Raw genomic sequence first — 20,730 nt, forward strand, 5'->3', positions numbered from 1 at the left:
TCACCTCCACGGTAACATCTTTTTCTGAATTCCTCGTAGCAATAGCGAGAACAGATAACCGAAAAACGAAATGAGGATGAGCCCAACGTACATTTCTTGCAGTAAGAACGCTTTGTACGAAACCCAGATTAGATAGCCAATCCCTGATGTAGCACCCATCATTTCCGCAGCGACAATTGTCAGAAGCGCAATCGCCTGCCCCATCTGAATCCCTTCCAACATAACCGGCATCGCACCGGGCAAAGCAATTTTCGTAAAAAAGTCTAGTTTACTAGCTCCATAATTTTTTGCCACATCCAAATAGATTGAATCGATATTAATGACTCCAGCTGCCGTATTAATGACAACAGGAAAAAAAACACTCCCAGCAATTGTTACAACTTTCGATAAATCACCAATTCCAAAAATAATAATAATGATTGGAAGCAAAGCAAGTGTAGGAATCGGCATGAGCGCCATGACAATTGGCGAAACAAAATGTCGAATTGGCGTATAAAGCCCCATTAACAAACCGATGATGATTCCGGGTATGACGCCTAGCAAAAATCCGACAAGAATCCTGTACAATGAAACGCCGATATGACCCGCCATTTCACCACTTGAAATCATTCCGAAAAATGTCCCCACAATTGCAGATGGAGGCGGAAAGAAGCGGATATCAATCATTCCCGTTCTCGACAAGAATTCCCACATAAAGAGCAGGAATAGGGGCGAGGCAATCGTCAACAGCTGTTTTAACCGTTCTTTCGTTTGTCTTTGTTTCCATTCACGCTGTTCGATTTCAAACGGATCGTATCGGACAGCCTTATCATCTCTCTTCAACGTCCACCACCTCTTCATTCAAATAGTATGTATCTGCCTAAAAATGTGTGTTGGGCATATGCTGATAAACGAGCATCTTTCACCTTTTTTCCACACAAAAACTACGTAGACTAATACTCTACGTAGTTTTTTGAGGGAATCCTCTAATTTCCCGCTTGTTCTCTAGCTGCTTGTTGGACTGAAAGATAGACATCCACGAGCGGAACTTCATATTGTACAGCGGCTTTTTTTACATCTTCATACTCAGGAGAGATTTTCATAATTTCTCCTTCAAGTTTACCTATTTTAACGGTTACTTTTCCATAAGCCGTTTCAACCGACTTAAACTCTCGCTCTAAAATTTTACGTGACCATTCTGATCTACGAACACCGAAAGTACTGGTTTCACGTAATAAAAGATTCTCTAATGCAAGAGATTTTTCTGGCTTTGTTAAAACGGTTATTAATGTTCCAGGTCTGCTTTTTTTCATCGTCACAGGTGTGAAATAAACATCTAGAGCTCCTTCCGCCAATACCTTTTCCATAGTATAGCCAAGAGCCTCACCAGTTAAATCGTCTAGTTGGCACTCCAGAACGATTATTTTTTCACGTTGCGGAGCCTTCTCTTCATTAAAAAGGACGGCTCTTAAGACGTTTGGATGTTCAAAATTCTTTTTACCTGCTCCGTAACCAATATTCTCTATTGTAAGGGCGGGCATATAACCGTATTCATCCGATAATGCCTTAATAAACCCTGCTCCTGTTGGGGTCGTTAACTCCCCTTTTACATGAAAGTCCGCTAGGGGTACACCTTTTAGTATTTCAGCGGTTGCTGGAGCGGGAATCGGATAAAGTCCATGTGCGATCATTACTTTTCCATATCCCGTTGGTACTGGAGAAGCAATTATTTTACTGACATCTAAACTTTCTAGTGCCAAACAAACACCGATTACATCAATTATTGAATCCATGGCGCCTACTTCGTGAAAGTGAACGTCTTTCGGATCCATCCCATGTACTTTCCCTTCAGCTTCTGCAATCACTTGAAATACAGCTAAACTTCTTTCCTTCACCCGAACTGGCAGTTCACTGTTCTTAATCATATCTAAAATAGTAGATGCTTTTCGGTGAAAATGATGTTGATGGTCATCGTGCGTGTGTTCATGTCCATGCGTATGTAAATGATCATGTGAATGGTCTTCTTGATCATGACTATGACTATGACTATGACTATGACTATGACTATGACTATGAGCATTATCGAGTTCCACTGAAGCTGATTCAACAAACTGAAGATCCAACAGTTTGGATGATATCCCTCTCTTATCCACTTGTTTTACATCTAACGAAAAGGGATCAATCGGCAGCGCCTTTAGCTGTTCTCTAATATAATTTATGTTCGCTCCCAAATCAATTAATGCTGAAAGTGTCATATCACCTGAAATTCCCGATTGACAATCAAGATACAGGATTTTCATGGTTTACCCCCTCTGAAACAAGTTTAAGGATAAGTGCAGCCTGATAACCTGCACCAAATCCATTATCGATGTTCACTACGCTCATTCCTGAAGCACAGGAAGCTAGCATGGCTAGTAATGGTGTTACTCCTTGCAAATGAGCTCCGTATCCGACTGAAGTTGGTACAGCTATAACTGGTCGTTGAACAAGTCCACCTACGACACTTGGAAGAGCCCCTTCCATTCCCGCTACAACAATCAACACACTGGCCTTGTTGATGTCATCGCGATACGCCAATAATCGATCAATCCCAGCTACGCCAACATCATATAATCTAGTCACCTTGCAACCCATCCAAGCTGCCGTAATCGCTGCTTCTTCGGCAACAAAAAGATCTGAAGTGCCTGCACACAATACCATTACCTCTCCACCAAATTGTTGTGTTGAAGTACCATATAATAAAATTCGAGATGTAGTGTCATATTGAGCTAAAGGAAATGCTTTTACAAGAGTTGCTCCTTTCTCCTTGTCCACTCTTGTAACCATTACTTTTCCATGTTTTTCAATTAGCTTACTCATAATTGCTTGAATCTGCTCAACCGTTTTCCCTTCACCATAAATGACCTCTGGAAAACCCTGACGTTTTTCTCGATCAAAATCTACTTTACAAAATCCTAAGTCTTCAAAACTCTCCATATCATCACCTACTTCTTCATCATAATAATAGCTGTTATACACCGTTCTTACATTTCCTATTTATAAAGAGAAACGAACCCATACTGTACTTCAGGTTCGTTTCTCTCTATATAATTCCATCTCTTTAAAAACTAATCAATTAACTTCTACCTTCAATAAATCAGCCGGCAATACTTCATTCATGCTACCAGTACGGTAGCCGCGCAGATCCAGTGATACATAATTAAAGCCAAGTGACGTTAACTTCAGCTGGATTTTTTCCCGGTGCTTCAGTAGTTCAGTAATTTCATCTGGAGTAACTTCGATACGAGCTACATTGTCATGGTAGCGTACACGCACCATATCGAATCCAAGTTTTGCAATGAATTTTTCTGCTTGATCGACTTGTTCAATTTTACGTTTATCTAGTTTTGTTCCATAGGGAATTCTCGATGCAAGACTACATGATGCGGGTTTATTCCATACTGGCAGCTCAAGTTCTTTAGAAAGCTGTCGGACTTCTTGTTTGTATAAGTCGGCTTCTTGTAATACACTACGAGCCCCTGCCTCTGTTCTTGCCTTCATGCCAGGGCGGAAATCGGCTACATCATCCATGATCATACCGTCTAACACATAATCATAACCCAATTCTTTAGCAAGCTGATTTAAATGAGAATAGAGCAGCTTCTTACTGTAATACCAGCTATCAGGAGTATTTGCTACAATTCCTTCATCTTCTAATTCTTTTATTTCAGTCTGATGGACGTTGACACCCATTTTTTCTGCTAGTTTAACCGCACTCTCAAATTCTTCTTCACGGAATAACTCAGATGCAACGACAACTGCAAGAACATTCGCAGAGCCTAATTCTTGCTGTGCTCTTTTTAAGACTAATGTGCTATCGACTCCACCTGAAAATGCTACGAGAACACGATTCATGCCGGAAAGGATTTTGCCTAGATGCTGATTTTTTTCAACTGTTTTGTTCATAATTTTAGCCCCGTTTCATTTTGATATTTTATCTATACACTAGATAGTATTAAACGTATGCATTTTCTTCAACATATGGAATCGTTAAAGGACCCAGAGGGAGAACAGCTATTGTCATATTTGCACCATACTTCTGTTTTAACTCTTCTATTGTCTTTTCAATATCATGCGTTGGTTTCAACATAGTTCCTTCGACTTGCTCATCTGTAAGCTCGGAATATACATAAACGTCCGCCCAGACTTGGATTACTGCCTGTTTTTGTACTTGCCACTGGTCGAATAATTTAAAGTCAGGATTATTGATCATATCGAGTAATCCCTGCGGTGTATCTGCCATTTCAAAAATCTTGGAATAGTTTCCGTGATCAGGAAGTCCATCTGAACATTCAGATGCAATAATGATAGAGCCACCTTCTTTAACAATTTTATGTGCCGCACTCATTCCTTTGACAGCTTGATAAAGATTTTGATCAAGTGGGTAGCCGGAATTCGAGGCAATTACAACATCAAATCGTTCATCACAGCGGAACATTGTATGTTCTTTAGCAAACGCACAGCCCAAGTCATGCGCTTTATAAAGCTCTCCAGCAAAAACTGCTGTAATACCTTTTTCACGATTAAGCGTAACATTTAACATGAAATCGGGTTTGCACATGCCGTTTATTTCACGGGTCATATCCTGGACGGGATTATTTACCATGTTTCCCCAAGTAGCAAGGGGATCGCCAATCATTCTTGCATTATGAAAGGTCATGATTGTCTCAATTCCCGCTATTCCAGGCATTATTCCTTTTGGCCCTCCGGAAAATCCTGCAAAAAAGTGTGGTTCAATAAAACCTGTTACAATACGGAAATCTGATTCTACATACTCTTTATTCAGATAAACATCACAGCCGAATTTACTTTGACCAAGGTTTACGAGTGTTTCTTTATCATGGCAATTATTATTGATAATCCGAATGTTATCGACGATCCACTCACCTAGCATTCCAACAAACTCTTCCCTCGTTTGATCGCGATGTGTTCCTGTTCCATTAATAATCACGAAATTCTCCAAAGGCACATGGCCTAACTCTTCAATTAATAAAGGTATTAAAATATGATTCGGAGTTGGTCTAGTAATATCACTAATTACAATAGATACAATGTCCGTAGATTTTACTGATTCTTTTAAGGGCGATGAGCCAATTGGACTTCCTAATGCTTGTCGAATTGCATCTTTGTCGTTCTCTAATGTAGACAACTTTTTCGGTTCGATGATAAAAGAATTATCCGGTAAATCTAATGAAATACCTTCTTTTCCATAGAGTATTTCCGTAATCATTCTGAATACACCACTTTTCTGATAATTTGTAATTCTATTCTTACGATAACACTTCTCCCCTATAAAATGATAGCGGGAGAAGCATCTTATTGACTAATTAATCTACTAATTATTTAATGCTTCTTTGGTTTTTTTCGTTTTTTTCTTTGCCTTTATTCCAGGGTATTCCTCAGTGCCATATATCCCTCGTTTCTTTTGATATCTATCCATCAAAATAACACCAAGTGGACAGAGCAGAGAGGTTGCAATTGTTGATATAGAAATTTGTGCAGTAGCAATGGGCACAATACTCTGTATCATTTCGAAATCTGCCATACTCATCGCACCTGAACCTAATGCTACTGAGGCTGCCGCCAATACTGCGGCAGGTGTTGCTGCGGCATTTCCTGCTGTAGAAGCTTCCGCAATTGGCGCAATAAAACTTTTTTCTCCAGCTATTTTAAATGCGATGATAGCCATTCCTCCAGTGAGAACGAAAGTTAGGATAGCAATAGCTAACCCTCCCGCGAGGACAGATGGATTAAAGAAATTCGCCAAGTTCATGCCAGCACCTAGTGCAAAGGCAAAAAATGGTATCGTTAACGACTCCCCTGGCTTTAAGAATTCACGTATTTTGGGATCTAAATTCCCTAGAATCATCCCAATACCAATTGGTAATAAAACGGCAATGAATGCAATCATCGGGAGGGTAGTTCCTAAAAGCCCTAAAGATACCAGTGTTAAAAAAGGACCATCATTAATAGCAAGAATAGATAGCCCACCTACATCGGATCGATTCCCATATTGCCCAGTTAAAGCAGCATACATTCCGCTGTTACTATTTGTCATCCCAGCTATAATCGCTAAAGTAGAAAGCCCCAATACTCCAGTCCATGGATCAAAGAAGAAACCGAAAGCTACACCTACCGCCAAACCCGTAAAGTACTTCGTACTAGTTAATATAACGCCTTTTTTCAGGGCTCTACCACCTATTTTTAAATTCATCTGGCTCCCTACGCAGAATAAAAATAAAGCAATAAGTACTAATGCACTATCTTTAAATAATTCCTGCGAAAATCCGCCTATTCTCAAAAACTCATAATAACCAGCATCTGTTGGTGCTGTCCCTAAAGACTTCAAAATGTTCATTACTACAGGAATATGCAATTGATCAATCGTATTCAGTGTAGCCCCTAGTAAGAGCGGAACTACCATCATGCCCCCAGGTACTTTTTCTATAGCTTCTTTTATCCTCAAATAGATAACCTCCCTTTTTCTTTTACACTTTGATGGAAATAAGATCGAATAACTTGTTCTGCACTCGATGCTAATAATTCCTCCGCATTATCAATTGCTTCTTTTAAAGACATCGGACTATTAATAATGCTATTTATACTTACGACACCAAAGTCATGCAGTACCTCAATTCCCTCCCCAATAGATCCTGCTAAAATAACGGTTGGAACATTTCTACTTTTTGCCATCTGAGCGACTCCAAGTGGGGTTTTTCCAAATGCTGTTTGACTATCAACTTGTCCTTCTCCTGTAATTACAAGATCGGCATTTATCAATTCAGCTTCAAGTTTAATATAATCAAGAACTACATCTACTCCTCGCTTCATTTCAACTGGGAAAAATGCTTGAAAGGCTCCTCCGATGCCACCTGCTGCACCAGCTCCTGGTTGATTGTGAAGTTTGATTCCTGTTTCCTTCGCAACCACATCTGCCCAATTGGTGAGGTTACTATCCAACAGGTCAACTTCTTCAGCTGTAGCTCCTTTTTGGGGACCAAAAACATGAGAAGCCCCATTTGGACCAATGAGTGGGTTTTGAACATCGGAAGCAATAATAAATTTGCTATCTTTAATTCGTTTATCAAAAGAATCCAATTCGAGTCGATTCACTTTATTTAATTCGCCCCCCCCTTGGTCGATTTCATTTCCTAGTTCATCCAAAATTCGAAGTCCTAGTGCCTGAAGCATTCCTGCTCCTCCATCGTTTGTTGCAGATCCTCCCAAACCAATAATGAAGGATGAAAAACCGTCATTGAGAGCCTGTTGAATCAACTGTCCAGTGCCATAGGTTGTTGCTTTAAGGGGAACAAAATTATCTTCTGGTACCAGGTGCAGTCCGGATGCAGATGCCATTTCGATGACACATGTTTCACCATCTCCCAATACTCCATACGCTGCTTCTATCTGATTTCCTAAGGGTCCTATAACGGAAACAGTTAGTATTTTTCCACCAGTTGCCGCGACTAAAGTTTCCATCGTCCCTTCGCCGCCATCACCGATAGGAAGCAGTACGGTTTCAGCTTCACTAAATACTTTTTTAATCCCCCTATTTATGGCATTTGCCGCTTCAACGGCACTTAAACTTCCTTTAAATGAGTCTGGTGCTATAATAATTTTCATGAAATCCTCCTGTCGTAAGCGCTTTCAATTACTTAATCTAAATTATATGAATCTTGACTCAACTAGTCTATAGCTATACCATATGAAAGTAAGATCATATTCTATCTATTTTTTGTCTACTTCGACTAAAGGATGAGAAAACCTATGCATATGCTTACGAGGAAAATTGCAAATGAGATTGTAAAAGAGACCTCTCTACGCCTTCATCGCAACGTTAATATTATGAATACGGATGGGATAATCATTGCCACACAAGATAAATCTAGAATTGGTTCAATTCATAACGGAGCAATAGAAGTTCTTAAAAGTGGAAAAGCACTTACTATTCATGCTAATGAAAACAACAACTGGGAAGGTTCCCAGCCTGGGGTGAATCTCCCAATTGTTTTTCTTGAAAAAACTATAGGTGTTATTGGAATTACTGGGGATCCCGATGAAATGGGTAGTATTGGAGAGCTGGTTAAAATGACTACAGAACTTATGATTCGGCAGGAATTTATGGATTCACAGATGGAGTGGAAGCAGCGAACAAAAGAGACAATAATTGAACAATTGTTAAAAAGTGATGCTTCTGTTACCAGTATTGATCAAAGCCTCAGTTTGCTTGGCTTACACCTTAGGCCACCTTTTACAACGATGATTATCCAAATAACAGAGAGATCTGTGCCCAACCGCACATTAATTCAAAAAATAGAAGAAATAATTGGCTCTAAAAATGGAATTGTTAGTTTTGTAAATGTTAACCGTATATTTATCACTATTTTTGGCATTGAGGAAAAAGAAAGTGTTGTAAAAATAGAAGCCATTTACATGCTATTAAAATCACTGAATGTTATCTCTCGAATGGCTTATAGCCTACCTTTTAGTACATTAGATACATTCAGCCAATCGTATAAAGACTGTGACATTACAATGAAGATAAGCAACCCCGAGAGAGATATTGTTTCATTTGCTCAAATTGAAGCAAAGGCATTGATCTATCAAGTTGATGAACGAGTGTCCGAACGTTTTTCTCATCGCGTATTGAAAAGTTTCGATGAAAACAAAGCAAGAACATTGGAAGCTTTCTTTGTTAATGATTTAAATATCCAAAAAACGGCGAACGATTTATATGTGCATAGAAATACATTGATCTATCGTTTGAATAAAATTATAGAAGAAACGGGGTATGATCCTAGAAAGTTCAAGGATGCTTTGATCTTACAGGTGGCTCTGTGGCTGTTTCAAAAAGCGGAGAAAAATAATAGTTGATACTACAGGCATACTCACTTCTAGCCACATGGAATTAACAGCCTCGCCCTTGTGAAAAAGCTTAAAAAGGGCTGGCTGAAGTTGCGTGGTTTTAGCAAACAATATAAAAAAACAGCGCTCCCTGTAAAGGACGCTGCTTCACTATTAATAAAGTATGCCGTTTTTCTTCGCCTCAAACACTAACTCTTCTCGGAACGCCGGGTGGGCAATGTCGATAAGCGCTTTTGCACGTTCAGATAACGATTTGCCATACAGACTAGCGATGCCGTATTCCGTGACGATGTTATCGACGTCATTTTTCGACGTCGTTACGACAGAACCTGGCGACAATTGCAGTTTAATGCGCGAAATGGTGTCGTTTTTCACTGTTGAATGCATGCAGATGAACCCTTTACCATGCTTTGCAAAACGTGCTCCGCGTGCAAAATCTGCTTGTCCACCGGTTGATGAATAATAGCGTCCTCCAATTGTTTCAGAAGCACATTGTCCATAAAGGTCAACTTCCGTCGTCGCATTGATGGATACAATTCTTTCTTCTTTCGCAATCTCACGTGGATCATTCACCATACTCACAGGTAAAAATTCAACCGCAGGGTTTTCATGGAGGAAATCGTACAAACGCTGTGATCCGAATGCAAATGTCGCGACAATCTTCCCTTTATGTGTGAATTTCTGTGTCCCATCGATAGCTCCTGCTTGCACAAGGTCAACGATTCCGTCTGTCAGCATTTCAGTGTGGATACCAAGATGACGGTGGTCTTTCAACATGCTCATAACCGCATTCGGAATGGCTCCAATACCAATTTGGAGTGAATCCCCATTTTCAATAACATTCGTTACAAATTCAGCAATTTTAAGATCTTTCTCACCAATTAATGGAGAGCTTTCTTCTGATAAAGGCGCATCATTTTCAATGTATCCCGCAACTTGGCTAATATGAATTTGGTTTTCACCGTATGTACGTGGCATATGCTTATTCACTTCCAAGACAAACGGAACATGACCGATGAATTCGGAAATATAGTCTGCCTGTGTGCCCAATGAAAAATAACCGTGTTCATCCATTGGAGAAGCAACTGTGATTATCATCGACATGTTCGTAACTTTTTTCAACATGCGCGGGACTTCATGGAAAACGTTAGGAACTAATTCTATTTTGCCCTCTTGATAAGCCTTCCGTGTTGCACCACTTAAAAAGTAGGAGACATGTGAAAGATGACCTTTCATTTTACCTATTATATAATCCCGCTCCCGAAGAGCCAGCATTTGATGAATCTTAACGTTCTGTAATTCCGAATGGTTCTCTTCCAATATATCAAGTAGACGATGAGGTTCCCCATTGGCAATCGGGATAATAATATCAGCCTCTACGTCAATCAAATCAATAAACTGTTCTGCACTCAATCGTTTTTCCACGTCGTTTTTTCACTCCTATAAAAGTCCGCCTATTCAATTAGTATACAGCAGACTGAGCGCTTGCTCAACTTGATGATTGACTAGTAAGAACGCTATAATCGATCTATGACAAACTTAACCACGGACCAGCTCAGACAACTGAATATGTACAGCATTTATGTAGATTCGCCCGAACGGAATTTATTCACATTGAAAATGCTACTCGATAGTCAAAAAACGGAAGATATACTAAATGTCGTCCAAGCAGTGAGCGGAAGCCCCAACCGAACTGTAGCAGCATCGTATTTCATGCGCCGTTTCGGTATGTTTACCGCGATGCAATTTTATAACCTGGCGGCATACGATGAAGTATGGGATGGAAACAATGAACAACTTCATTTTGGTGCAAAAGAAGAATACGGAAAACTGGCTGTTAGTACGTTTGCATCCGCGAAGGATTGGCGATATGTAGAAGACGCGGAACGGCGAGATGTCATTAAGCGGATTCTGCAGGATGAATGCGGAGCTGTCATCCGACAAATCCGCACCGTCACATCTATTTCTCCATTGACGTTATGGGAAAATATCTTTGGTTTTCTCCTTTGGCAGTACCATGTTCTTTTGGCAAATCCAGGTACCTCCGTAGAAGCACGCGCGGACCTCAACATATTGAAAGACGACACGCTTTGGGAAGGAATCGCACCTCGTTCTTTATTTGCCACCTACTTAAAAGGATGCGAGCCGTCCGCACTTTTGAATACAGAAGTCCGTACCACATGTTGTTTCTCAAAGGATGTACCCGGTCTCATGCAGTGTGGATTTTGTCCATTGAAATAACATGATTCAGTTACTTTTTGCGATAGCTATTGTACCAGACCTTCATCGAATAAATAGTTCCACTGACCGCTCCACCATAGAAAAAACCCATGAAGATACCCGCGGGTAAGTTACCTGGATGACTGATGAAAATAGACAAGATAAGTCCAATAATTGTTGCCGCGGTTGAAAACCAACTTTCAGGGAGTTTAAATAAAAGTTTCAACAGGAATATTCCTAGAAGAATAGCGGGTATTGCCCAAAAAGCATCCCAGACGTTTGTATGGATAATCGGGAACTCATTCCACATGAAATCAATCCTTTTTCACATTAGCCTTCCCACAACACTTATAATTCAATACACTTTTTGAAGATGAAGGGCAGGAATTGAACATGCAAATCAAAGGCCATACAGTTCGAGGAAAAGTTCTTGATGAAGAAACTCGGTGTGCACATTATCATTCCGAAATCGACCGGATTGCGATAAAGTTTTATTGTTGTGGCACCTACTATCCCTGCTATGAATGTCATGAAGAAGACGGTTGTGGCAATCCTGACGTTTGGCCAACTGAGATGTTTGGTGAAAAAGCAGTTCTTTGTGGAGCATGTGGTTATGAACTAACTGTTTCGGAGTATTTGACCTGTGGATCGAAGTGCCTTACTTGTTCAGCACTGTTTAATCCCGGATGTAGTTTACATAAAAATCTTTATTTCCAAACTTAAAACAGGAAAAAAGCAGCATTTGAAATATGCTGCTTTTGTTATATTTGATAACCTATTTAGGTTTTTTCATTCTATTAACGCCAAAATAAATCCCTATACCTACGAGTAGTAGAAGTAGAAGTACTGGTAAGTTTCCGATGAAAAAGACAATCAGGCCCGAACCCGTCGCAAAGATAAAATTTGTACTTGTAGCAAGTTGTTTTTTAGTTTTATCCCACGTGTCTAAATTTTTACTGTCTAGTCCTGGAACAATAACACTATTTTCATACATTGTTATTTCAATAGTAGAAAATGACGTCTGATTTTCTAGATACTTCATCTTTCCTACAATTAATTCGATTTCCTCTTGGACTTTGGATAAATCAGACGATATTTTCAATAAATCCTCTGTTTTTTCTGCCTTCCCCATAAACTCGAGCAGCCTTTCCTCTACTGTTCGTTTTGATTTCACCCTGGACTCTAGATCAATATATTGTTCGGTTACATCTTCCCCGGTCACATTACGATTCAAAACTTCAGCCGCTTCCCCTTCGGCATCCGTTAAAAACTTTTGAAAGTGCTGCTCTGGGATTCGAACAGTGAGCCGAGCACTTATACTTTCCTCGCTTTCCCGATGCACATTCGATTCAACGATATAACCTCCATAGTCACTCACCTTTTTCTCTATTATAAGCTGAGTATTTTCAAGTTTTTTCACATTGAGCTGTAATTCCGCCCTGTGGATGATTTTCCTATTCGTTGGGATCACTTTAGATTGTTCGTTGGCTAACTCTTCTGTTTCAGCTTTATTCTCTTGCTCTGTAGTTGCCATATCTTGCGATGTTGATGAGCTCTCCATCTGAATGTCTTTCTTTGATTCACTTGAACTGCAGGACGCCATAAATACAAGTAAGCCTGATAATAGTAGAGCCAAAACCACATTTCGCTTCATAGAATCCCCCCTATCTATTTAATCAATGAGACGGTGTAATCCAAAAAAGGTTACATCTTCCAATTAAACGGTATGAAAAAACGCTAGATTTTATCTAGCGTTTTTTTAGTCTTCTATTTCTTTTTTAAACAGTCTTCGTCGCAGCGCTTTTGATTTCCTTCCGCCTTGCATAAATATTCTTAACGATGGCTTTACCAACTGCATACGCCGGAACAGCAACGATGATACCGAGAAAACCTGCAATATTACCTGCTGCCAATATAACAGTAATGACTGTAAGTGGATGAATATCCAGTGATTTACCCATTACATTTGGTGTAATAAGATTACTTTCAACTTGCTGGGCGATCACCATTACGACTGCAGCTAAAATACCAATCTTCGGATCCTGTATAAAACCGATGATGATTGCAGGAACAGCTGAAATCCATGGGCCAATGAAAGGAATGAGGTTCATGAACAATCCAAAAATGGCTAATAACAGTGCATACTCCAGTCCAATAATCATATAACCTGCAAACAACAGAATTGCTAATAGAAAACTGATTAACAACTGCCCTTGGATATAAGAACGGAGTACAGTATCGATATCATGTAAGGTCTTTTTGATCCATTCCCGACGTTTTCCCGAAAAGAAATTGTATATGAACGGAGCAAACTTTTCATGATCTTTCAGGATGAAAATGAAGAAAAACGGGACTAATATAAGCAGGAACATTGCTTGAAAGAAGGATTGTAAAAATTGAACAACCCATTTCCCAAAATTAACCGCTATGGATTGAAGTGATTCAACCGCACTATCAATTGAATCTTCAAGTTTTGGTGGTAAATCACTTTTTTGTTGAAGTAATGTGTATGTCAAGTCATTTATTTCTTGGGCGATAGTAGGCGTATTTTCGACTAATTTATTAATTTGATTCGTTACTGGAGGAGCAATAATTGCTACGAATATCCAAACGACTGCTACGAGAATCGCTATAACCGAAAGAATGCTTCCCCACCTTGGTACTTTACGTTTTTCCAGAAAACGTTGAACCGGTTCCGTAATATAATATAGAACTCCGCCAAGTAATAATGGTATAAATATTGCCTTTGCTATGATCACTAAAGGCGAAAAAATCCCTTGAATCTCTATAAAGTATTTAATAATTAGCATAGCAAGCAGTATTCCGACACCTACTTGAAACCATAACTTTTTCGTCACATATCCCACTTCCTTTTCAATTATGTATTGTTATTTTAAGTATACGTTGTTATACGCTTGGCGTCGAAGAAAGTTTCAACTTTTCCTTACGAAATGATAAACATATGGTCCTTCAAAAAAAGTCCAAGCTTTTAAACCAGTACCGCCACTTATACTTCCATACTACAATTTGGATACTATCTGTTTCACCTATACCCAAAGACCCACAAGTGAAAAAAGACTGCCCAATTCGGACAGCCCATTTACACACTGGTGATAGAAAAAATCACCCAACTCTAAGATTAATTTGAATACCGGAAGGATCTACCGTTACAAATCCACTACCATTCAATTCCACTTTTCCATCTAATGCTTCCACTTTCGTAATCGCTTCTTTCAATGTAGCCTCATTCGGATAAATAAGCGTGTACGATTGAAGTCCAACATTTCCCACAGTTGGACGTGATACACCTTCGCCATTCCATGTATTCAAGCCAATATGATGATGATACTTCCCGTTAGACATGAATAATGCTTGCGGATAGTCCGTAACGACTTCGAAGCCGAGTGCATTGTAGAATATTTCCGATTCAGGCAAATTGGCTACATGTAAATGTACATGGCCCATAACCGTTCCGACAGGAAGTCCATCCCACGTCTGCTCCCCACTTTCTGCAATAATACTTTCTCCGTCAAGCGCATCTGTACTCATTGCAACTGTTCCATTGTCCCAACTCCAAACAGCAGGATCACGATCTATATAAATTTCAATTCCGTTGCCATCCGGATCTGACAAATAGAGCGCCTCGCTCACAAGGTGATCCGCAGCCCCAATTCGTACATTCTGTTGGATGAAATGTTTAATAATTGCCCCTAAATCGGCTCTCTTCGGCAACAATAATGCAAAATGATACAATCCAGATTTATGCGCCTCTTTCGGCATAACATTTTCCGGTTGTTCAATAATCAGTAAAGGCGTCTTGCCATCTGCTGTCAGGACAACTTTAGCCGCGGCTTCTTCAAGTACTTTAAATCCAATTACCTCTTTATAAAATTGGACAGCTCTATTTATGTCCAAAACGTTGAGATGTACTTCCCCTGTATACGTATGCGGTGCTGTATGAAAATTCATTTTCATTCCCCCTTATCGATAATAGTAAGTTAATTACTTTATGTAACTAACTTTATATGTTATAATGACAGTTGTCAACACATTATGTTCGGCGAAAGGAGCTTCAATGATATGAATGAATTTGAACTTTGCCCGCGTTTCGAGAAGGCCGTATCTATTCTAAGCCAACGCTGGACCGCCCTTATTTTGTATCAATTAATGGCAGGACCACAGCGCTTTTGCACAATGACTGACAAACTTGGTGTCAGTGGAAAAACACTTTCAGAACGTTTAAAAGATCTTGATCAGCAAGGCTTTGTCATCCGCCACGTTTACCCTGAAACACCTGTGCGAATTGAGTATTCATTAACTGAAAAAGGAATGTCTCTTACGCCTATTATGAAAGAAATTGAGAATTGGTCACAGAAGTGGATTGAGCGTGAAGCAGTTTCTCCTAATGAAAAAGCATAAGAATTCACATGTTTTTCACACTCATCCGACTATCGTATTCCTAAACCCCTCGATTATAGAAAGAGTAGTTTCAACTAAATGAAAATGTATACTCTATAAATAGATGTTCTATTGTACTAGAAGGAGTGGGAGTTATGAGGACGCTGCTAATCGACAACTACGATTCATATACATTCAATCTTTATCAACTCATTGCCTCTATAAACGAAGAACTACCCATAGTAGTTCGGAATGATCAATATTCATGGAACGAATTACAATCCATTTCGTTTGATAATGTGATTATTTCTCCAGGACCAGGAACACCAACGAAAGAAAAAGATTTTGGTGTTTGTCGAGATGTTTTACGCCTATCAGAAGTGCCAATTTTAGGGGTCTGCTTAGGTCATCAGGGATTCGCCCATACTTTTGGCGCAAAAGTTGTGAAAGCACCTACGCCAATGCATGGAAGAATAAGTAAAGTCTTTCATAACGATTCTGAGTTATTTAAGGGAGTACCCCAAGAATTCGAAGTAGTTCGCTATCATTCACTTATTGTCGAGGATGATTTACCTACTTGTTTACAAAAAACAGCATGGACTGCTGATGGAATTATAATGGGCTTGCAGCATACTGAAAAACCAATATGCGGTGTACAGTTCCACCCTGAATCCATTTGCACTGAGTTCGGACATCAAATACTAGAAAATTTTTCGTTAATGAATAAAAAAACTACTATTTATGGATAAATCAGTATTTCCAAGGAGATGTTCTTGTTGACAAATATTCCAGAGATTTCGATAGTCCCACGGGGCATGTCTCGTGAAATGTCTACTGCATTACCCACTGTAAAGGTTTTGAGTAGAAAACTATTAAATTTTGTAGAACCAGAAGAAGTTTTTCAGCATTTTTTTGCTGAAGAAGCATATGCTTTTTGGCTTGATAGTAGTCGTGTCGAATCTGACCTATCTCGTTTTTCTTTTATGGGAGCAACTAATGGACCATTAAGTAAAGTGATTAAGTACGACTCAAAAACACAGCTTGTTCAAATTAGTGACGCACAGGGACAAACTGAGCTTACAGAAGATATTTTCAACTATATTGATTCTGAGATCCATAAAATGCAACAACATTCTAATGAATTACCGTTTGATTTTAATGGCGGATTTGTAGGTTATTTTGGATATGAATTGAAAGCTGAATGCGGTGCCAATGAACACCATGTATCCTCAAATCCTGATGCCTTGTTTATTCTAGCCGACCGATTAATTGCCTTTGACCACAAAGAGCGCTGCATATATTTAGTTAGTATTGTTCCATATAATGCCCCTACATCCGCTTCTGAATGGTTTGACGCTACGGAACAGCAACTACAAAACGTTCCATCTATAGCACCCGTGGAAGTAACAAACAATGATACCCGCACACCACTTAACTTTGAATTAAGTCAATCGTACGCTCAGTATGTAAAAAAGATAGAAGAATGTAAAAAGTATATTACTGAAGGTGAAACTTATGAGGTTTGCTTAACGAATAGAATTAATATTAATGAACATTTCAATCCATTAGTTACATATCGTATTCTTAGAAATATTAATCCAGCTCCATACTCGTCCTTTCTTAAGTTCGGGGAATTGAGTGTTCTATGTTCTTCTCCTGAACGTTTCCTGAAAATTGATCAAGATCGAGTGGTCGAAGCTAAACCAATTAAAGGGACGATTGCTCGTGGGAAAAATATCGAGGACGATCTCAGATTGGCTGAAATATTGCGTACTAGTGAAAAGGATAGAGCAGAAAATTTGATGATTGTTGATCTTCTTCGAAATGACTTGGGTTTAGTTTGTGATATTGGAAGTGTTCACGTACCGAAATTGATGGCTATTGAATCTTATCAAACAGTGCATCAACTCGTTTCAACAATTAAAGGGACGTTAAGAGCGGAATTAACAGCAATTGATTGTATACGATCAGCATTTCCTGGAGGATCGATGACTGGAGCTCCCAAAATACGAACCATGGATTATATTGACGAATTAGAGACGAATGCTCGTGGCATTTACTCGGGAGCAATTGGATTTTTGAGCTTAAATGGTACTACAGATTTAAATATTGTCATTCGAACGATTATAATGACTCCCGAACAGGCTACTGTAGGTGTGGGTGGAGCAATCACAATTTTATCTGATCCTGAACGAGAATTTGAAGAAACTCTTTTGAAAGGTCGCGCTTTAGTCAAAGCACTTACGATTTCTCAGTTTGGAAAATTCGATAAAAAATTATATACATTTAATGATCCCCATATGGATAGTTTGTTTAATAAGCTATTATAGTGAAACAGTTCGTATACAAATTCCCAAAGTTTCTAACCTTAATCAATTTCATAACTCTGAGCTGTTTATAACACGAGGGTTTTTGAACATTAAGAAAAGCGCAGGCGCCCTCTAAGATGCGACAGACATAAGACGGGACAGTGGAGCGACGTTCCTTTGCCCCAGAAGGATACAGTTCATTCTTTCCTAGCTAGATCGACTTTTGACTCCGAGCGCCTGGCGCCCGGAGCTAGACATTGTTCCGGGTCGAAAACTTATACTTTCTTATTTGTTGTTTTACTTTTTTATATACGTTTTTAAAAACCCTTCAATCTGCGCAGGTGTTTTCAAATAATGTACGTTCTTCCCTTCACCTGCATAGCGTTGTATTCGCTCTAGCATTTTCCTTTTTCGTGCCCCATATGTTGTGAGGATGAATTTCAGAAACGCCTTATCAATCTTCTCTTTACAACCTTCACCAATATCATTCCTCGTTTTCCCATGGAATTGTACTCTTCGCTTTAATACACGGTACAAACAGACACGGAGAGGGAGCTCCAAATAAATAACGGTATCTGCATGCGGCTCTCGAATATCGAATGTCCCTGAATAATTCCCCTCTACTATCCATTGCTCATTTTGGACAACTTGTTGTTGAGCTGCTGAAAATACTTCAGGCGGGGCTTCCACCCAATTCGGTTTCCAATACAAACAATCTAAATGTGTTACTTCGATTCCAGTCAATTCGCCCAATCGACGTGCAAACGTTGATTTTCCAGCACCCGCTGACACCCCGATGACCATAATTTTATTCATTCCGTAACTCCTCCTCATTGTCTGGGACTTGGTGAATCCCCTCCTACATATAAACTTCCATCCCCATGACCAAATAACCCAAAATATGTATTTAAACCTCTCAAAATCATTATACAGTATATATAGCTGAACTATTCCAAATTTACATCAGCCCTAAAAAGACGAACAATTGGTATTGAATTTTACCTAATGATAGGATATATTCTAACTAACGCAATAAAATCATATAAAATATAATGAAATATTTATATTTATTCACAAAACCCGAACAATGAACTTGATTCACTTTGGTTATCATAACGATTTAATTATACTATTATTAAATTGTGTCCATATTTTGAATCATTTTATCCATTCCCATATTTCAAGATTTGCGACATCATCAGGGATTATCTTTGTTTTACTTATGGTAAACGACTACTCAAGAGGTTGAAATATTGATACTACCTACAAGTCGCACAATTGGCAATCATTTTAAAATAAAAAAACCACGTTTTTCTTCTTCACCCCGCCGCTTTACTATGCTAAAGTAGTAAAACATTAAATTTTGATAGACGAGATAAAACTCTCACGAAAGCTGCTTTCTATTTTGAGGAGGAAGATCATGACCACAAGCTATCAAGGTACGAATAAAATGATTACAGGAATCGTGTTTGGTGTCATAACGTTTTGGCTTTTCGCGCAATCCATGGTCAATGTTGTTCCCGCAATCCAATCGGATCTAGGAATTTCACTGGGTGTACTTAATATTGCAATCAGTTTGACCGCTTTATTCTCAGGTATTTTCGTCGTGGCAGCAGGCGGGCTTGCTGATAAATTTGGTCGCAAGAAAATGACCTATTTTGGACTCATATTAAGTATCATTGGCTCACTTTGCCTCGTATTTACGAATGGGGCCGCGCTGTTAATTATCGGACGGATCATCCAAGGATTATCGGCTGCTTGTATTATGCCAGCAACGATTGCATTGATGAGAACGTACTATGAAGGGGCTGAAAGGCAACGTGCACTTAGTTATTGGTCTATCGGGTCTTGGGGTGGTTCGGGTGTTTGTTCATTTGCAGGAGGAGCTATCGCAACTTCTATGGGTTGGAGATGGATCTTTGTTTTCTCAATTATTTTCGCCATCTTGGCTATGATTTTGATCAAAGATACCCCCGAAAGCAAAGTTGAACAGCAAGGCTCTTCCCGTTTCGACTTTACCGGCTTAGTTGTATTTGTTTTAACGATGATTGCATTAAACGTGGTTATTACGCGCGGTGCAGATTTCGGGTGGACAAGCCCGCTCACATTAAGTTTAATTGTCGCTACGCTAGTTGGAATGCTATTCTTCATCAAAATAGAAATAGGTAAATTACATGCTTTGATTGATTTTAAATTATTTAAAAACAAACCGTATACGGGTGCTACCATCTCCAACTTCTTATTAAACGCGGTTGCTGGTACGCTCGTTGTAGCAAATACATATGTGCAAGTCGGAAGAGGCTTCACGGCGTTTCAATCAGGTATGCTATCAATTGGCTATTTAGTGGCAGTCCTTGTCATGATCCGTGTCGGTGAAAAAGTACTGCAACGAACCGGTGCTAGATTACCAATGATGGCAGGCTCTATCTTGGCGGCAATTGGCATCGGGTTAATGGCTTTGACATTTTTACCGGACACAGCTTATATCATCGTTGTCTTTTTCGGATTTATCCTGTTCGGTGTAGGACTTGGGCTGTATGCAACACCGTCCACTGACACAGCTGTATCAAGTGCCCCTGAAGACAAAGTCGGTTCAGCGTCAGGTATTTACAAAATGGCGAGTTCTCTCGGCAGCTCCTTTGGCGTTGCCATATCTGCCACCGTGTACGGTACAATGACGATGACGGGCAATATTGAAAAGGCAGCCTCTGCCGGAATTATTACCAACGTTATATTCGCAGTACTTGCGTTAATAGCAATCATGTTTTTGGTCCCTAAAGCGAGACAAGATGCTCCAAAACAAGTAGTCAGCAGACAAAATGAAAAATTTACAAATCCCGTTAATAATAGCGGTAGAATAGGATAGTATTTATATTAATACGCATAAAAACAGCCTTAAATCATAATCGATTTAAGGCTG

20 protein-coding genes are annotated in these 20,730 nt (G+C 39.4%); 7 read left to right on the forward strand and 13 right to left on the reverse strand.

From position 1 onward, the window contains the following. The 7 genes from ACGLYD_RS17925 to ACGLYD_RS17955 all read right to left on the reverse strand — a co-directional run bounded on the left by ACGLYD_RS17925 (nucleotide 1) and on the right by ACGLYD_RS17955 (nucleotide 7,641). The gene (locus tag ACGLYD_RS17925) at nucleotides 1–822 is read right to left on the reverse strand and encodes an ABC transporter permease (RefSeq protein WP_231885740.1); all 822 of its coding nucleotides are present in this window, start codon (nucleotides 820–822) and stop codon (nucleotides 1–3) included. Nucleotides 823–965: 143 nt separating this feature from the next. Further along, a complete protein-coding gene (gene larC / locus ACGLYD_RS17930; protein WP_399629655.1) occupies nucleotides 966–2,279 on the reverse strand; it encodes a nickel pincer cofactor biosynthesis protein LarC in 1,314 nt (437 codons plus the stop codon). Then, entirely contained in the window at nucleotides 2,260–2,955 is a 696-nt protein-coding gene (larB, locus tag ACGLYD_RS17935; protein ID WP_399633300.1) for a nickel pincer cofactor biosynthesis protein LarB, read from the reverse strand. Before larB ends, larC begins: the two co-directional genes overlap by 20 nt. Before the next feature lie 135 nt (nucleotides 2,956–3,090). Continuing rightward, a complete protein-coding gene (gene larE / locus ACGLYD_RS17940; RefSeq protein WP_399629658.1) occupies nucleotides 3,091–3,924 on the reverse strand; it encodes an ATP-dependent sacrificial sulfur transferase LarE in 834 nt (277 codons plus the stop codon). A gap of 49 nt (nucleotides 3,925–3,973) precedes the next feature. Beyond that, complete coding sequence (larA, locus tag ACGLYD_RS17945) at nucleotides 3,974–5,248, reverse strand: nickel-dependent lactate racemase (RefSeq protein WP_340766753.1); 1,275 nt, start codon at nucleotides 5,246–5,248, stop codon at nucleotides 3,974–3,976. 105 nt (nucleotides 5,249–5,353) lie between these two features. Next, complete coding sequence (locus ACGLYD_RS17950) at nucleotides 5,354–6,484, reverse strand: 2-keto-3-deoxygluconate permease (protein WP_399629661.1); 1,131 nt, start codon at nucleotides 6,482–6,484, stop codon at nucleotides 5,354–5,356. Beyond that, entirely contained in the window at nucleotides 6,481–7,641 is a 1,161-nt protein-coding gene (locus ACGLYD_RS17955) for a glycerate kinase (RefSeq protein ID WP_340766751.1), read from the reverse strand. Before ACGLYD_RS17955 ends, ACGLYD_RS17950 begins: the two co-directional genes overlap by 4 nt. A 144-nt stretch (nucleotides 7,642–7,785) precedes the next feature. On the opposite strand from ACGLYD_RS17955, the gene ACGLYD_RS17960 reads away from it, so the two are divergent. Then, nucleotides 7,786–8,892, forward strand: coding sequence for a sugar diacid recognition domain-containing protein (locus ACGLYD_RS17960; RefSeq protein WP_340766750.1), 1,107 nt, complete (start codon nucleotides 7,786–7,788; stop codon nucleotides 8,890–8,892). A 144-nt stretch (nucleotides 8,893–9,036) separates the two neighbouring features. Here ACGLYD_RS17960 and ACGLYD_RS17965 read toward each other — a convergent pair whose 3' ends face one another. Continuing rightward, nucleotides 9,037–10,308, reverse strand: coding sequence for an acetyl-CoA hydrolase/transferase family protein (locus ACGLYD_RS17965; RefSeq protein WP_067213599.1), 1,272 nt, complete (start codon nucleotides 10,306–10,308; stop codon nucleotides 9,037–9,039). Nucleotides 10,309–10,413: 105 nt separating this feature from the next. On the opposite strand from ACGLYD_RS17965, the gene ACGLYD_RS17970 reads away from it, so the two are divergent. Continuing rightward, on the forward strand, nucleotides 10,414–11,124 hold the full coding sequence (locus ACGLYD_RS17970) for a hypothetical protein (RefSeq protein WP_340741064.1): 711 nt from the start codon (nucleotides 10,414–10,416) through the stop codon (nucleotides 11,122–11,124). 10 nt (nucleotides 11,125–11,134) lie between these two features. On the opposite strand, the gene ACGLYD_RS17975 is transcribed toward ACGLYD_RS17970, so the two are convergent. After that, nucleotides 11,135–11,413, reverse strand: coding sequence for a hypothetical protein (locus tag ACGLYD_RS17975; protein ID WP_340766746.1), 279 nt, complete (start codon nucleotides 11,411–11,413; stop codon nucleotides 11,135–11,137). 83 nt (nucleotides 11,414–11,496) lie between these two features. Here ACGLYD_RS17975 and ACGLYD_RS17980 point away from each other — a divergent pair, with 83 nt between their 5' ends. Beyond that, on the forward strand, nucleotides 11,497–11,826 hold the full coding sequence (locus tag ACGLYD_RS17980; RefSeq protein WP_082786858.1) for a CHY zinc finger protein: 330 nt from the start codon (nucleotides 11,497–11,499) through the stop codon (nucleotides 11,824–11,826). Between the two features lie 52 nt (nucleotides 11,827–11,878). Here the strand turns inward: ACGLYD_RS17980 and ACGLYD_RS17985 are convergent, their stop codons facing one another. The 3 genes from ACGLYD_RS17985 to ACGLYD_RS17995 form a co-directional block, all read right to left on the reverse strand. After that, nucleotides 11,879–12,757 (reverse strand): DUF4349 domain-containing protein, encoded by an 879-nt coding sequence (locus ACGLYD_RS17985; protein WP_399629666.1) that lies wholly within the window; start codon nucleotides 12,755–12,757, stop codon nucleotides 11,879–11,881. 124 nt (nucleotides 12,758–12,881) lie between these two features. Beyond that, nucleotides 12,882–13,961 carry an AI-2E family transporter gene (locus ACGLYD_RS17990; protein ID WP_067213603.1) on the reverse strand — a complete coding sequence of 360 codons (1,080 nt, stop codon included), beginning with the start codon at nucleotides 13,959–13,961 and terminating at the stop codon, nucleotides 12,882–12,884. A gap of 265 nt (nucleotides 13,962–14,226) precedes the next feature. Beyond that, nucleotides 14,227–15,072 carry a VOC family protein gene (locus tag ACGLYD_RS17995; protein WP_399629669.1) on the reverse strand — a complete coding sequence of 282 codons (846 nt, stop codon included), beginning with the start codon at nucleotides 15,070–15,072 and terminating at the stop codon, nucleotides 14,227–14,229. A gap of 111 nt (nucleotides 15,073–15,183) precedes the next feature. Between ACGLYD_RS17995 and ACGLYD_RS18000 the strand changes: the two genes are divergently transcribed. From ACGLYD_RS18000 to pabB, 3 genes are all read left to right on the forward strand, one after another. Then, entirely contained in the window at nucleotides 15,184–15,522 is a 339-nt protein-coding gene (locus tag ACGLYD_RS18000; RefSeq protein ID WP_067213605.1) for a helix-turn-helix domain-containing protein, read from the forward strand. A 134-nt stretch (nucleotides 15,523–15,656) separates the two neighbouring features. Next, on the forward strand, nucleotides 15,657–16,250 hold the full coding sequence (locus ACGLYD_RS18005) for an aminodeoxychorismate/anthranilate synthase component II (RefSeq protein ID WP_067213606.1): 594 nt from the start codon (nucleotides 15,657–15,659) through the stop codon (nucleotides 16,248–16,250). Between the two features lie 27 nt (nucleotides 16,251–16,277). After that, nucleotides 16,278–17,831: an aminodeoxychorismate synthase component I gene (gene pabB, locus ACGLYD_RS18010; RefSeq protein WP_067213607.1), complete on the forward strand. Its 1,554-nt coding sequence runs from the start codon at nucleotides 16,278–16,280 to the stop codon at nucleotides 17,829–17,831. Between the two features lie 276 nt (nucleotides 17,832–18,107). Here pabB and ACGLYD_RS18015 read toward each other — a convergent pair whose 3' ends face one another. Beyond that, a complete protein-coding gene (locus ACGLYD_RS18015) occupies nucleotides 18,108–18,626 on the reverse strand; it encodes a topology modulation protein (RefSeq protein WP_338654669.1) in 519 nt (172 codons plus the stop codon). Nucleotides 18,627–19,230: 604 nt separating this feature from the next. Between ACGLYD_RS18015 and ACGLYD_RS18020 the strand changes: the two genes are divergently transcribed. Next, nucleotides 19,231–20,676 carry an MFS transporter gene (locus tag ACGLYD_RS18020; RefSeq protein ID WP_399629673.1) on the forward strand — a complete coding sequence of 482 codons (1,446 nt, stop codon included), beginning with the start codon at nucleotides 19,231–19,233 and terminating at the stop codon, nucleotides 20,674–20,676. Nucleotides 20,677–20,730 lie beyond the last annotated feature (54 nt).

The sequence above is a fragment of the Sporosarcina sp. SG10008 genome (genome assembly GCF_044569405.1).
GTDB lineage: Bacteria > Bacillota > Bacilli > Bacillales_A > Planococcaceae > Sporosarcina > Sporosarcina psychrophila.

Coding starts and splice junctions, on each gene's coding strand:
- larC (WP_399629655.1), bottom strand. CDS start 2,279: ATGAAAATCCTGTATCTTGATTGTCAATCGGGAATTTCAGGTGATATG.
- larB (WP_399633300.1), bottom strand. CDS start 2,955: ATGGAGAGTTTTGAAGACTTAGGATTTTGTAAAGTAGATTTTGATCGA.
- larE (WP_399629658.1), bottom strand. CDS start 3,924: ATGAACAAAACAGTTGAAAAAAATCAGCATCTAGGCAAAATCCTTTCC.
- larA (WP_340766753.1), bottom strand. CDS start 5,248: ATGATTACGGAAATACTCTATGGAAAAGAAGGTATTTCATTAGATTTA.
- ACGLYD_RS17955 (WP_340766751.1), bottom strand. CDS start 7,641: ATGAAAATTATTATAGCACCAGACTCATTTAAAGGAAGTTTAAGTGCC.
- ACGLYD_RS17960 (WP_340766750.1), top strand. CDS start 7,786: ATGCATATGCTTACGAGGAAAATTGCAAATGAGATTGTAAAAGAGACC.
- ACGLYD_RS17970 (WP_340741064.1), top strand. CDS start 10,414: ATGACAAACTTAACCACGGACCAGCTCAGACAACTGAATATGTACAGC.
- ACGLYD_RS17975 (WP_340766746.1), bottom strand. CDS start 11,413: ATGTGGAATGAGTTCCCGATTATCCATACAAACGTCTGGGATGCTTTT.
- ACGLYD_RS17980 (WP_082786858.1), top strand. CDS start 11,497: ATGCAAATCAAAGGCCATACAGTTCGAGGAAAAGTTCTTGATGAAGAA.
- ACGLYD_RS17985 (WP_399629666.1), bottom strand. CDS start 12,757: ATGAAGCGAAATGTGGTTTTGGCTCTACTATTATCAGGCTTACTTGTA.
- ACGLYD_RS17995 (WP_399629669.1), bottom strand. CDS start 15,072: ATGAATTTTCATACAGCACCGCATACGTATACAGGGGAAGTACATCTC.
- ACGLYD_RS18000 (WP_067213605.1), top strand. CDS start 15,184: ATGAATGAATTTGAACTTTGCCCGCGTTTCGAGAAGGCCGTATCTATT.
- ACGLYD_RS18005 (WP_067213606.1), top strand. CDS start 15,657: ATGAGGACGCTGCTAATCGACAACTACGATTCATATACATTCAATCTT.
- ACGLYD_RS18015 (WP_338654669.1), bottom strand. CDS start 18,626: ATGAATAAAATTATGGTCATCGGGGTGTCAGCGGGTGCTGGAAAATCA.
- ACGLYD_RS18020 (WP_399629673.1), top strand. CDS start 19,231: ATGACCACAAGCTATCAAGGTACGAATAAAATGATTACAGGAATCGTG.